This window comes from Actibacterium sp. MT2.3-13A, from assembly GCF_018139985.1.
Classification (GTDB): domain Bacteria; phylum Pseudomonadota; class Alphaproteobacteria; order Rhodobacterales; family Rhodobacteraceae; genus JAGSOU01.
In genome coordinates this window covers 29,364-40,793 of the sequence record NZ_JAGSOU010000025.1, presented here as the reverse complement: position 1 = coordinate 40,793, position 11,430 = coordinate 29,364, and the positions used below count along the sequence as shown (strand labels likewise).

The following is an 11,430-nucleotide window of genomic DNA, read 5'->3' as shown; positions in this document are numbered from 1 at the left end:
GTGGTAGGCCCGGCAGGCCTGCCGCAATCGTTTAAAAGCAATAGCTTAGGCGAAGTGCTGGGCACATTCTGCCCATTATATATCAATGGCTTACGATCCGGGTGCCCTGCACATCACCAGTCCATGCCGCTCATTTTCTGCATGGCCTCATGGGCCAGGCGCTGGCGGTTCACGTCGCGGGTGTAGTGCTCGCTCGTCTTGGCCTGGGTGTGACCGTGAACGGCCATGATGTGGTATTGGGTCGCGCCCTCCAGTGCCATCAGTTCGCCGGCGGCCTTCCTGATACCGTGCGGGCTGCGGTTCGTCAGCCCGGCCTCGGCGACCCTATCGCGGAACCAGTTCCCGAAGGCGGCGCTGGAGGCGAACGGCTTGCCCCAGGCGTTCAGCAGGTAGGTCTTGCCGACGACGGTCTGCGCCGAGATCGCGTCGGCCAGCGGCGGCATGATCGGAACGGTGACGCGCGCCGATCCCGTCTTGGCCGGTTGCCAGTCCAGATAGGTGATGCCGCCGCGCCTGATCTCGTGCGCGCGGCCTAGGCGGTAGGCATCCCCGATCCGGCAGGCTGTGAACATGAACAGGGTCAGCGCCAGGTGCGCCATCGTCCCCTTCGGGTGCCGTTCGCGGAACGCCTCGAGATCGTCGACCGACCACGGCACCGCCCCTTTTCCCTTGTTGATCGTCCCGATCCCGAGCGCCGGGTTGTCGGTGACGTGCCCGCGTTCCACCGCCCAGGCATACATGGCGCGGACGGCCTTCACCATGTTGTCGGCCGCGCCTGGCGTTGCGATCATCTTGTCGCGAAACTCGATCACCTTCTGGCGCGGCATCGCCATGTGCTTGTCACCATATTCGGCGCGCAGGCGGTCGTAGAACGCCCTGCGCTGCTTGAGCGTGCCAGGGTGCAGCAGGCCTGCCGCTACCTTTTCCTGCATGGCCTTCTCGAAGGCGAGGGACAGCCACGATACACTTTTGGGGATCGGCCCGAGCTGGTCCGGCGCCTGGTATTTCTCGCCGCGGCGCGCGGCCTGGTAGCGCGCCATGAATTCCGGGTGGTCGGGATCGACGCCGAGCGCGATCTTGCGCGTCTTGTCGCCCTTGACGCGGACCCTGTAGGCGTATCTGCCGGAGCGCTGCTTTTCCTTCATCAGGCCGGGCAGGTTGACGCGCATTTCACTCACCACGATTCGGGCTCCCTTTGGTCAGACTGCGCCTTTTCCTCCGCGGCTGGCAAGATTCGGATCGTGCCGTCCGGGTCGATCTTGACCTCACCGATCGGCAATCCGGCGGCGAGGGCGCCCTTGACGGCCCTCCTGACCTGGGCCTCGGTGAAGGTCGCGGCGGCCATCACGGTCTCCCGGATTTGCTTCTGCCGGTGAGCTTGCGAAGCAGCCGATCATTCTCTTTCCGCAGCATCGCGATCTGAGACTTCATCACATCGGTATCGCGTCGGATGTCGCCGCTGTTGCGCATTATCGACACAACCAGCTCCCAGGACGGCGCATCCTTGTCGCGGCGAGGTGCTGATAAGGGGCACTTCCAACCACCATCAGGGCACCACGTCCAAAGGCCAGCCCAATCCGGCACTTCGTCTTTCTCGATCAGTCCCGGCGGTGTCACATAATAGAATTCATCCGAGAAAAGGCGCGCTTGTCGCTGTTTGATCGCGCTATCACGGCGGAAATCCGCGCGGCTTACCTTGATCTCGTAGGCGCGTGCCAGATAGCCCTTTGATGCATGAGGATGCAGCGACCAGAAATCGCAACGCCTCGCGCCGCTGCTTAGAGCCAGCTCGGTAGCCCAGATTTCATGGATGTGCTTTGCTTTCAGGGCTTCGAGAATAGCCTCACTTGTTTCTGCATCCGTCATCACGTCCTCCTGTAGCTTTCCACCAGCCGCCCGGTATGGACGCGCTCTCCGTCGCGGACGGCGGCATAGTTGCGGCAGTCGCAATGATGGACATCCCATCCGGGGCATTCGTCGCAGGACGGAAGATCCATATCCCCCTGCACCAGTGGCCCGTTCGGCCCGCCGATCTGGATCGTGGCGATCATGATGTGGCCTCCCTCATCAACCATTCCGCATCTCGGGTCATGCCTGCGCGGACGATCAGTTTTGCGTGGCCGAAAACCGGAAAATCGAACCATTGGCCGGTTTCGCTTTCGACGATCTCGGGATCCAGCTGAGCCAGCGCGACGTCCGCTTTTTTCACCACGGTCACGACCAATTCCCCTGCCTCGATCTGCCTGATCAGCCACGGGCAGACCTGCGCCGACTGCCGCGCGCAGGCGCGATGACATGGGGCCATCACATGGCCGGTGTCGTCGGTGCCCGTCAGCCGGTTGCCGGGATGCAGCAGGACGCGGGCCTGGTGCTGGCGGATCATCCCGCCACACACATCGCAGCGCCCCTGAATGACGGCCTGCCGTTGCCGGTCCATGTGTGCGCCACCGAAGATCGGGCGGCCTTCGCCCATGGCACTCTTCTGGCTGAGCACGAAATGACCGCCGGCGATCTTGGATCGCACAACCGAATAGCCGGTCTCCTCTCCCGTCCATGGCGTCGTCCAGGGCACTGGTGATCCGTTGTGGGTCAGATCGAAAGTCATCCCGGCACCTCCTCGTTTGCTATCTCGAGCAGCACGTCCGCGTGGCAGGGCGCGTCCAGCGGGCACCAGCAGGCCAGATCCTTGCCGCGTAGCTCGGCCTTGATCGCGGCGACCAGATCGGCCTGCCCCGGCCGGGCAAGGTAGTCGCGATATAGCCGCACCAGGGGGGCGCGGTCGCCGTCGCCATCCTTGCCAGCCTGGTATGGGTTGCCCCAGCGGGACGGGCGGGCCACAACGACTGCGCCTTCGGGCTTGCGCCAGCCGCGGCGGCGCGAGAGCTGGATGCGCTTAGGCATGATTGCGCTCATTTTCGGGATCACAGTGAACAGACACGGCACGCTCCAGTCATGCGGCGCTCGCCCCTGAACATGTCGATCTGTTGAACCGTGCGGGGCGGCACGCGCCCCTTTTCGAACTCGGCGCGGAGATCGCGCAGTCCAGCCGGCCAGCTGTCGCGGCTCGGGTTGCGAAACGTGTAGGTCTCGCCACGCTGCTCCGACACCCATTCCTCCTCGAGCATCGCCGCCTCAAACAGATCCGGATGCATCTTCCAGAGCCGCCACCACTCGCCGAGCGTCTGGTGGTAGCACCTGGCGCAGTCCGTCCGCGCCGGGATCTCCACGCCGCGCTCGTCCAGGAAGGCCCAGACGTCTGCCTCGGTGAAGCCCTGCTCGCGGAGCGGGAACCGCATGGTGATGCCGTCGGTCTCTGGGAACACCATGCCCTGCCGCTCGCTTTCATCCGCACGCAGGCCGACGTATGAGACGGCCGGAGCCTGTTGCGCCAACCACCGATAGTAGGGCTCAAGCTTCAGCTGCCTGGTGCACCACCGCGCCCTGTGGTTCGGCAGCATGGTGTGCTGCTCGATAAGCGCCGAAAGTCCCTTTCCAGCGGTCACCGGCAGGATGCGGCTCCCGAGCATCTTACCGAGCTTGATCCAGTGCTCGATCATCTCTGGTAACTCGTCGCCGGTCGGCGTGCAGACGAACTGGTAATCACGGGGCTCATTCTCTGCCAGCCACAGCGCAAGTGCCGTGCTGTCCTTGCCGCCTGAGAGCGCCACAACGTGCTGCACCCCTGACTGCCTAGGCATATGGCACCTCATTCCATTCAATCTTGGTCATACTTCTGCCTCCTGATAAATCTGCGCCACCTCACCCTGCCCCAGTGGGCCGTTCGGGCCGCCGATATGGACCGTGGCGATCATGATGCGGTCGCCATCTGGTCGATGTTGCAGCGGTGGACGGTGAAGGTCAGGGCTACCACCCACGGGTTCGCGGCCCAGCCGAATCCACGCTTGGCGTTGAGGCCGTCCCATAGGTGCGCAAAGGCATCGCGGGCCATCGCGCGACTATAAACTTCGTCAAATGTCCACCCTTGCAGCTTTCGCGTCGGCTCCATCGCAAAACGCGCGCCCTCGGCCCGCGCATCAGCCTCGCTGATCTCCTGCAAACGCTGCACGCGCACGTCCGTCACCACCAGCGTCAGGCGCGAGGCCCAGCGGGGCATGTGGATGGATGGGTGCCAGTTCCCCCAATAGTCGTGCCAGCCGTGATCAGGATCAGCGGTATAGTGGACCTTCCCGCCGATTGCATCGATCGGTTTCTTACCCCAGCCAATGCCACTTACGGCGAACTTCTCCCGCACCCAGAGCCGATCGCCAATGGCATAAAGTAGCCGCCAGCGTGCACCATCTGGAGTTTCACAGGCAGTGATACCGCGTTCGTACTGGACGGGCGTCAGTGGTTTCAGCACCCTCCGCGTCTGCGTTTTCCGGCCATCAAGGATCGCTCTGATCATCGGCCCGCTGAACAGTATCGGTTTGTCGGTCACACTCCCACCTCCTGATAAATCTGCGCCACTTGCCCAAGGCGACGCAGCCCCTCAAGACACTCGATCTGTAACGCTGGGTGCGCGCTCGCCCAGGCGCTGGACAGCGGGGCGTTGATGTGACGGGCGAGGTAAGTCATGTCATTTCCTCGACTGCTCTGATGCGGTCGAAAACGAACTCTCCGCAGTTCACGGCCCAGCTGTTGCCGAGTGCCTTGTAGCGCGGGCCGTCAGGGCATTTTTCTGGCGGCTTCCCGCGCCATGCTATGCGCGTCCACCCATCTGGGAAGCCTTGAAGCCTCTCGCACTCGGTCGGCGTCAGACGGCGAACGTCCCAAGGCGTGGCGATCGCCGGAGCATCTGCACTGGCCGCGAGGGGGTGACAGGAGTCGCCAGGCCGAGGGTTGCTGTAGTTTCCTGGGCTGGTGATTTGCGTCGTGTCGAAGGCGACGGCAGGTGTCTTCGTCGTCGTTATCGGTGGAGAGTAGTTTACAGATATCTGATCTCCCTGAGCGGCGCTATTCTGCGCCCCGAACGCCAAGGGAACCACATATAGGTCATTTTCTTCGCCGCACATGGGGCACTCAAAAGGAGATAATCCACCAATTCCATCCCCATATTCGTCAACGAACACCTCTCCGCAGTTCCCGCATTTGATATCTGGCGTTCGGCTATGCACCGGAACAAGCGGCGTTCCGCGCCCTGTCCCATCCTCGCTGGCGTCAAAGCCTTCGCCGCGCAGGGAATGTGCGACAATTGTGGAAAGGTCTGCCTCCGGCAAAGCTCCCTTTCGCTCTCGGGCGGTGAGTGTGCATGTCGGGTCGTGGCTGGTGATCAGCCCTCCGTCGCAATCGAAATCTGTTCCGAGCCCGCCACCGCCTGTAGGGCGCGCGCTAATTGTGGGGGCAGTTTCAGCAACCGTTTCACCGCGCTTTACTGCCCAGTGCTTTCCAGCATTGCCGCGACGTGTGTTTTCCTTCCCGGTTACAGGCTCAAGGTGCGCGGGATTAACACACTTGCGATTCCGGCAGAGGTGATCAAGTTCAAGCCCATCTGGTATCTCGCCATCAATCTGCTCATAGGCAAAGCGGTGCGCCCGGACAGACCGATCCTGGTCGTTGCTCCAGAATATGCCGTAGCCCTTCTCGTTTAAGGCGGCAGTCCAATCCCAGCAGGATTCCGTCTTCTCGACCTTCGACCAGAACCGCTCGTGGTCGGTCTCGCCTGGAGCGTTTACCGGCCCGCTTCCTGGCTCTCCGTGTTTGCGCCAGTGCTGATAGTGAGCGTTGCACCATCCTCGCTTTCTGGCGTCTCTGTCACATCCATCAACCGAGCAACGCTTTCCAGCGCCATCTTCAGCTGCGGCAGGAGTTCTTTTCCCCGCTTCTCGGCGCGGCGCAGTATCCCCGCGCATGCTTTCGGCGTCAAATAATACCGCTGCGGCACGTCGCCAGTCTCCAAGATATCCGACAACGAACACACGGCGGCGGCGCTGCGGGACGGCTTGTGGAAAGCTGCGTGTTCGGCAATGCTGAGCGTCAAGCACTCTGTAGGCGAACCCATACCCGAGTTCCCCCAGCGCCCCGAGGAAGGTTCCAAAATCCCGTCCTCCGTTGCTGGACAGGACGCCGGGCACGTTCTCCCAAACCAGCCAGCGGGGGCGATAGCGTCGAGCGATGGCAAGATATGTGAGCATGAGGTTTCCGCGCGGGTCATCAAGGCCCTTGCGAAGTCCGGCCACGCTGAATGATTGGCAGGGGGTTCCTCCGCAGAGAACATCGACAGTTGCATCAGGCCACTCCTCAAATTTCGTCATGTCCCCGAGGTTCACGGCGTCAGGGAACCGTTCGGCCAGAACGGCGCAGGGGAACGGCTCGATCTCGGACTGGTATTTCCAGTCGATCCAAGGCGCGGCGACTTCCGGCGCGCCGATGCCGGAGCATACTGTCATGCCGATCACGCGCACCTCCAGCCAACTTGGCATTCGTGGTGCGACACGTCGGAAGCCGCTTGCGGTAATTCCTCGGGCTCCGCGGGCGCGGTCAGCCAGACGATAAGGCCCGCGCAGATCGCGATGATCGCGGCCTTGGCAATGTGCGCTCGGCGGCCTTCCTGAGCGGCGCGCTGTTCGGCCTGCCATTGGCAGGTGACAATGGTCATTGATCGCCCTCCCATCCGATCGGCATCTGAAAGCCAGCCGCGTTGCGATGCCCGCCGCCGCCGTAGCTGGCGGCGATCTCAGACACGTCCTGCCCGCCGTCCCCGCGCGAGCGCAGGCTGAACACGCGGGCGGCGGCGCGGTCGGTGTTCAGGTGGCGGCGGCTGGTCACGCCGCATTCGTGGCGCAGGAACTCGGCCGCCGCCGAGGCGGCAAACCGCCCGCCGGAAAACCCGCGGCGTTCGGCGGCGAAGGCCTGGAACTGCTGGTCGTTGCACAGCATCCCGGCCTGCTGGTCGGGCGTCAGGTCGCCGCCTGCCAGCCGGTCGAGCTGGTCGAACAGGTGTTTGTTCAGGTCGGACAGGTTGTTGGTCATTGCGAAATCCTTTCCTCTACCCAGCTCAGCCAATCGGTGTCTGGCCCGTATGCCGCGCGCCACGCCTGCGGGCTGCGGTGCAGGGCAACCTTCGTGGTGTCGAACATCCCGAGGTGATGACCATCGCAGAGCGGGATGGTCATGCTGTCGGGCGCGCGGCGCGTGGAGAACCGACCCATGATGCAGTGATGCACCTGCGTCGGCGTGACCTGCTGGTAGTTGTATTCGTGGCAGATCACGCAAGGCAGCTTGGCGACCGCGGAGAGGCGCGCCTTATCACGGTCTCCCGCCCGGCTCGTCTTAAGGCCGAGCGGGGGTTTGTGTGCGAGATTGCTCATAGGAACTCCTGCTCATATTTCAGTGCTTCTGGATCAGTCAGGCGGATTCCTTGCCTGGTCCACTTGCGCTGCATTTCATCCATGAAGGCGGTCATCTGCTTGACGGTCATCAGCCGTGTCACCGGCAGGTCGAACGCCTTGATCGCTTCGAGCTTTTCCTCATACGGCAGTCCCTTCATGGTCCTGTCGTAGGACACGCGGAACGCTTCGTTCTCGGTCCGCAGAATGGGCACACCGATTGTCAGCTTGCACTCGGCGCGCACGTCTTCATGGGTCTGGTCGCCGAGCTGCGTGGCGATATCGGTGAACCAGCGCTGCGCCAGACGGTTCTGCGCGCTGGATCGAGACGCGCCTTGAACCCAAGAGACGGTGAGCGGCATCTTGCGTCCGCGCAGCAGCACGGCGAGGGCATCAACGTGTCCTGGATCGCGCAGAACCTTGGTGGGCATCAGATCAGCCCCTTTTCCTCAGCCAGCCATTCCGGCATCGTCACCACGATGAAGCCGTTTTCGGGCTCGATCTCGATCTGAGACAGGGGAAGCCATACCGCGCTGTCCTTGTCGCCGGAGTCGCTCACCAGAATGGCCTTGGCGGTTTCGTGGTGCAGGTGCACCTCTATGTCGATTACGTCGCTGCGCATCAGAACGCCTCTTTTTCCTGCCAGACCAGAAGGCCATCGGCGCTCACGTCGCGATGGTTCAGGCGCGCCCATTCATCGAGAAAGGCGGTCATGTCGTCCTTGCGGTTGCGAGCGATCCAGTGAAGCATGGCCTTGTAATCGGTGATCTCGTAGCGCGTCACCGTGCGCATGCCCTTCACCTTGCCCTTGCTGGCGGCCGCGGCGCGGGCCTGCGCAATCTCGGCCTCTTCCTGGGCTTCGGCAGCGGCGCGCTGCGCCTCGATATCACCGGCATTGGCGGCGCGGGCGGCTTCTTCGGCCTCGCGGCGCTTGCGCTCCGCTTCCTCGCGCGCCTTGCGCTCTGCCTCGGCCTGCTCGACTGCCTTCTGGCGCTTGTAATCGCTGACGATGGAAACGAGGCCATTCTTGATCCGATCAAGATCGTCGATGGTCGGCTTCCAGCGCGCCTTGATGGACTTCCACTGGTCATAGACCGGCTTGGCTTCGGATTCCTCTCCGGCCTTCGCCGCCTTGATGGCCTCCTTGATCGAGCGCGTCAGCGTGTCCACGGCCTTCATCTGGTCGTCGTTGCTGACAGGCTCTCCATCCAGCCAGTTTTCGGCCTCGCTGATCGTGTCGCCGAACGGCTCAAGGGCCGTGTCGATGGGATCTGGCGGCATGTTGTGGCCGGTGGTGGCAATTGCTGCGTCTTTCATGTCGGCCTCCATCAAAACGGGATTTCATCCCTGAGATCGGGATCGTAGCCATTGCCCTGCGGCGGCGGCGTGCTGTCTGCCGACGCGTTCTGCTGTGCCATGATCGCCTGGTATTCCGGGGAGTTCTTGATGGTCTCCTGCAGGCGCTCGGACAGTTTGTCGAATTCGGCCTGGTCGAAGTCGTCCAGGTCGAAGAAAATGCGCTCACCCTCGATCTTGCCTTTCCACTGATCGAACTGCGCCTTCGGGGGCTTCATGATCGAGTTCAGGTTGGCATAGGTTTTGCCGTCCTTGTGCTCGTGGACGATCTGACCGAAGGCCGGGATGCCGAGCAGCTTGGACAGGTGGAAACCATCCGGCGGGCCGCTGAAATCACGATCCGTGAACGCGGCGCCGCGCCAGCTTTCCAGCATCTTGCGCAGGTTCGCCTTCTCGTGGAACGAGACCGTGTATTGCTCGCTGTGGAGCACGGGCATGTCCCGCTCGCCGCCGTTCTCGTCGGCGATCCTGATGCGTTCCTCGGGCAGCTCCCAGAAGATGCGGAGCTTGTGCTTCGGTGCGGGGAACATCTGCGAGCCCGGCTGAGTGCCGAGGTCCACAATGCGGCTGCACACCATGATATGCTGACCAGCCGGCGTTGGCGTGAAATTCCCCCCGGTGTCCTTGTCGATATAGCCAACCATTGCTGAACTCCTTGATATGGTAGTCGGTATTGGGTAGTCAGAAACTGTGTGCGAGGCGGCGGCGCATCGAGCCGGTCCATTGGCAGCAGTCCGCCGCCTCGCGCTCCCTTTCAGGAGCATCCCCGTCACTCTTCCGGCGCTTGGGGAACTGGGTGTTGGGGAATGGGCCGAGGCTCATGCCGCGTCCTCCGCAAGATCAGCCTGACGCTTCCAATAGCTGATTTGCGCATCTGCCAACGCGATGTCTGTGCTGACCCAGCCAGGACGGCAGCCGCGACCGTATTGCTCGATCAGGCGGTCGATATCGCGCTGGTATCCGGCGGCAATGTCGATGCATTCCTGGCGGGTGTAGCGCTCCATGGATCAGTCCCCCAGAAGGTGGCCGCGCCCGGCTTCGCGGATGGCCTTCTCTGCGGAGAAATCGCGCGGCATGTGAACAGGCCGAGGCTTGGTCGGTTCTTCTGCGGAAACGAGCTTGACGCGCCCGGCCCAGAACTTCGCGGCCTCGCGCACATCGTCCGCGCTTCCAACAAGGATCACGCCTTGGACTTCATCGCCATCCGGCAGGGTGATTTTTCCAACGGTGTCTACAACGAAGGACATGGCGGACCTCACTGTGCTCTGGTTTCGTTCATGCCAGGCAGCGTGACCTGCTGCGGGGCGCGAAAGCGGCAGTCCTCAAACGAGGCCATCATGACGATCCGGGACACGCGCTTGCGGTCTGTCGTCAGCGTTCCGTCGGGGCTGATGTAGGCGCTGGGTTTCATGGTGATCTCCCTCAGTTCAGGCCAATGCCGTGGCCGATCCACAGCATCACGAACACGGTGACGAAGACTGCCAGCGCGCCGATTGCATCCTCGGCAAACCGAAGAACGCGCTCGCGACGCAACTCGCGCTCGATGGCCTCTTGGGACTTGATCTGCGGAAAGCGGGTCATTGTGGTCTCCCTCAGTGGGTATGGAGGGAGAGTATGCCAAAAAAGTTGGCGCGTCAATCAGGCTGCGCCAAAAAATTTGGACCGGCCCCTTGGCCTTGTTTCATTAACAGCTAATGAATACCCTGCGTCGGGGTGCACAAACAGGGAACATTGAAATGGAGCGATTAGACTTGCTGATCGAAGGCGCCAATGAAAGCGGCTTCACTATCGACTATTTGGAGGCTTTGACCTCGGGCCTTTCAATCCAGGCCTGTCGCAGGGTCATCGGCAACGCATCGGCGATGCCTTCATACATGAAGTCCAGCGACAACCCATACACGCGCCGGATTTCCAAAGCGCCGTTGAGCGACAGGCGCGACGTGCCTGCTTCCCAGTTCGAGTAAGCAGACCTCTTTATTCCGTGAAGCGGCTCAACAAATTCCGACTGGTCTAGTCCGAGCAATTTTCGGTGCCAGACCAGTCTTTCTGCGATGTCCGCGTATGGTTTGTTCTCTAGGTCTGCCATGGCGCGCACACTGACGCGCCAGCGTTTTTGACACAATCCACTTTCGTTTGGCTTGACCTGTGCCAAGTTCTTTGGCATTGTCCGCGTATGAGCAAATCCGACACCCATCAGATCATCGACGCCATCGGGGTGGATGCCCTGACCGAGATCGGTCTTTCAGAGCGGAACATCCGCCATGCCAAATCATCTGGCCAGTTTGCCGCGCAATGGTATGAGCGGATCAAATTTCTCTGCGATGAACAAGGCATTGAGTGCCCCCTGTCGTCGTTCTCGTTCAAGCCAATAGACAAAAATATTGGCAGCGATCACGAAGAGTTCAAGAGGGCCGCGCAATGACCTGCATCATCGCCGCAATGACCACCACTCACGAACAGCGCGAGCCCTTTGCAAGGGGTCCGCTTGCCAGTCTGGGGGAGCTGGTCGCGCGAAAGTCCCCCGTCCGTTTCCCCACCGCCGCCCATCGGCCGTTGCCTCGGCCAGCCTCAGCGGCGGTGCACCTGGGCGCGCGTGTCCATCCGCGCGCCCGCCTTTCTTCGCATCCGCGCGCACCTTTCCCTCGCGCGGTCTACCCCCGGCGGGCGTCCTCCTCCCTGCCTGCCGGGGCCCCTGTTTCGCGGCCGGGGTCGGTCCTCGACCCGCGGAGCGTCCCGGCGGGCGGCGTCG

General features: G+C 62.3%; 22 protein-coding genes. 1 reads left to right on the top strand and 21 read right to left on the bottom strand.

Translation table 11 applies throughout. From position 1 onward, the window contains the following. Nucleotides 1-113: 113 nt before the first annotated feature. The 21 genes from KCI33_RS16440 to KCI33_RS16340 all read right to left on the bottom strand — a co-directional run bounded on the left by KCI33_RS16440 (nucleotide 114) and on the right by KCI33_RS16340 (nucleotide 10,833). The gene (locus tag KCI33_RS16440; protein WP_212525896.1) at nucleotides 114-1,169 is read right to left on the bottom strand and encodes a tyrosine-type recombinase/integrase; all 1,056 of its coding nucleotides are present in this window, start codon (nucleotides 1,167-1,169) and stop codon (nucleotides 114-116) included. A 5-nt stretch (nucleotides 1,170-1,174) separates the two neighbouring features. Continuing rightward, nucleotides 1,175-1,345: a hypothetical protein gene (locus tag KCI33_RS16435; RefSeq protein ID WP_212525895.1), complete on the bottom strand. Its 171-nt coding sequence runs from the start codon at nucleotides 1,343-1,345 to the stop codon at nucleotides 1,175-1,177. Then, complete coding sequence (locus tag KCI33_RS16430; protein ID WP_212525894.1) at nucleotides 1,345-1,866, bottom strand: MmcB family DNA repair protein; 522 nt, start codon at nucleotides 1,864-1,866, stop codon at nucleotides 1,345-1,347. The genes KCI33_RS16435 and KCI33_RS16430 overlap by 1 nt, the downstream gene beginning before the upstream one ends. Further along, entirely contained in the window at nucleotides 1,866-2,051 is a 186-nt protein-coding gene (locus tag KCI33_RS16425; protein WP_212525893.1) for a hypothetical protein, read from the bottom strand. The genes KCI33_RS16430 and KCI33_RS16425 overlap by 1 nt, the downstream gene beginning before the upstream one ends. Then, a complete protein-coding gene (locus KCI33_RS16420; RefSeq protein WP_212525892.1) occupies nucleotides 2,048-2,605 on the bottom strand; it encodes a hypothetical protein in 558 nt (185 codons plus the stop codon). Before KCI33_RS16420 ends, KCI33_RS16425 begins: the two co-directional genes overlap by 4 nt. After that, nucleotides 2,602-2,901 carry a DUF4326 domain-containing protein gene (locus KCI33_RS16415; protein ID WP_212525891.1) on the bottom strand — a complete coding sequence of 100 codons (300 nt, stop codon included), beginning with the start codon at nucleotides 2,899-2,901 and terminating at the stop codon, nucleotides 2,602-2,604. Before KCI33_RS16415 ends, KCI33_RS16420 begins: the two co-directional genes overlap by 4 nt. Before the next feature lie 20 nt (nucleotides 2,902-2,921). After that, on the bottom strand, nucleotides 2,922-3,680 hold the full coding sequence (locus KCI33_RS16410) for a phosphoadenosine phosphosulfate reductase family protein (protein ID WP_212525890.1): 759 nt from the start codon (nucleotides 3,678-3,680) through the stop codon (nucleotides 2,922-2,924). Between the two features lie 128 nt (nucleotides 3,681-3,808). Further along, on the bottom strand, nucleotides 3,809-4,438 hold the full coding sequence (locus KCI33_RS16405) for a hypothetical protein (RefSeq protein ID WP_212525889.1): 630 nt from the start codon (nucleotides 4,436-4,438) through the stop codon (nucleotides 3,809-3,811). A gap of 133 nt (nucleotides 4,439-4,571) precedes the next feature. Continuing rightward, nucleotides 4,572-6,386 (bottom strand): DNA (cytosine-5-)-methyltransferase, encoded by a 1,815-nt coding sequence (dcm, locus tag KCI33_RS16400; RefSeq protein WP_249139118.1) that lies wholly within the window; start codon nucleotides 6,384-6,386, stop codon nucleotides 4,572-4,574. Between the two features lie 5 nt (nucleotides 6,387-6,391). After that, complete coding sequence (locus KCI33_RS16395; protein ID WP_212525887.1) at nucleotides 6,392-6,595, bottom strand: hypothetical protein; 204 nt, start codon at nucleotides 6,593-6,595, stop codon at nucleotides 6,392-6,394. Further along, nucleotides 6,592-6,969 carry a hypothetical protein gene (locus tag KCI33_RS17985; RefSeq protein WP_249139114.1) on the bottom strand — a complete coding sequence of 126 codons (378 nt, stop codon included), beginning with the start codon at nucleotides 6,967-6,969 and terminating at the stop codon, nucleotides 6,592-6,594. Before KCI33_RS17985 ends, KCI33_RS16395 begins: the two co-directional genes overlap by 4 nt. Next, nucleotides 6,966-7,307 carry a Ref family recombination enhancement nuclease gene (locus KCI33_RS16385; RefSeq protein ID WP_212525886.1) on the bottom strand — a complete coding sequence of 114 codons (342 nt, stop codon included), beginning with the start codon at nucleotides 7,305-7,307 and terminating at the stop codon, nucleotides 6,966-6,968. The genes KCI33_RS17985 and KCI33_RS16385 overlap by 4 nt, the downstream gene beginning before the upstream one ends. Continuing rightward, nucleotides 7,304-7,756 carry a hypothetical protein gene (locus tag KCI33_RS16380; RefSeq protein WP_212525885.1) on the bottom strand — a complete coding sequence of 151 codons (453 nt, stop codon included), beginning with the start codon at nucleotides 7,754-7,756 and terminating at the stop codon, nucleotides 7,304-7,306. Before KCI33_RS16380 ends, KCI33_RS16385 begins: the two co-directional genes overlap by 4 nt. Then, nucleotides 7,756-7,947, bottom strand: a complete 192-nt coding sequence (locus tag KCI33_RS16375; protein ID WP_212525884.1) for a hypothetical protein — start codon at nucleotides 7,945-7,947, stop codon at nucleotides 7,756-7,758. Before KCI33_RS16375 ends, KCI33_RS16380 begins: the two co-directional genes overlap by 1 nt. Beyond that, a complete protein-coding gene (locus KCI33_RS16370) occupies nucleotides 7,947-8,654 on the bottom strand; it encodes a hypothetical protein (RefSeq protein ID WP_212525883.1) in 708 nt (235 codons plus the stop codon). Before KCI33_RS16370 ends, KCI33_RS16375 begins: the two co-directional genes overlap by 1 nt. Next, nucleotides 8,654-9,325 carry a phage replication initiation protein, NGO0469 family gene (locus KCI33_RS16365; protein ID WP_212525882.1) on the bottom strand — a complete coding sequence of 224 codons (672 nt, stop codon included), beginning with the start codon at nucleotides 9,323-9,325 and terminating at the stop codon, nucleotides 8,654-8,656. The genes KCI33_RS16370 and KCI33_RS16365 overlap by 1 nt, the downstream gene beginning before the upstream one ends. A gap of 174 nt (nucleotides 9,326-9,499) precedes the next feature. Beyond that, nucleotides 9,500-9,685 carry a hypothetical protein gene (locus tag KCI33_RS16360; RefSeq protein ID WP_212525881.1) on the bottom strand — a complete coding sequence of 62 codons (186 nt, stop codon included), beginning with the start codon at nucleotides 9,683-9,685 and terminating at the stop codon, nucleotides 9,500-9,502. A gap of 3 nt (nucleotides 9,686-9,688) precedes the next feature. Further along, nucleotides 9,689-9,928 (bottom strand): hypothetical protein, encoded by a 240-nt coding sequence (locus KCI33_RS16355; protein WP_212525880.1) that lies wholly within the window; start codon nucleotides 9,926-9,928, stop codon nucleotides 9,689-9,691. Between the two features lie 8 nt (nucleotides 9,929-9,936). Beyond that, on the bottom strand, nucleotides 9,937-10,092 hold the full coding sequence (locus KCI33_RS16350) for a hypothetical protein (RefSeq protein WP_212525879.1): 156 nt from the start codon (nucleotides 10,090-10,092) through the stop codon (nucleotides 9,937-9,939). A gap of 11 nt (nucleotides 10,093-10,103) precedes the next feature. Further along, nucleotides 10,104-10,262, bottom strand: coding sequence for a hypothetical protein (locus KCI33_RS16345; RefSeq protein ID WP_212525878.1), 159 nt, complete (start codon nucleotides 10,260-10,262; stop codon nucleotides 10,104-10,106). 211 nt (nucleotides 10,263-10,473) lie between these two features. Next, nucleotides 10,474-10,833, bottom strand: coding sequence for a helix-turn-helix transcriptional regulator (locus tag KCI33_RS16340; protein ID WP_212525877.1), 360 nt, complete (start codon nucleotides 10,831-10,833; stop codon nucleotides 10,474-10,476). A 21-nt stretch (nucleotides 10,834-10,854) separates the two neighbouring features. Between KCI33_RS16340 and KCI33_RS16335 the strand changes: the two genes are divergently transcribed. Continuing rightward, nucleotides 10,855-11,103, top strand: coding sequence for a hypothetical protein (locus KCI33_RS16335; protein WP_212525876.1), 249 nt, complete (start codon nucleotides 10,855-10,857; stop codon nucleotides 11,101-11,103). Nucleotides 11,104-11,430: the final 327 nt, after the last annotated feature.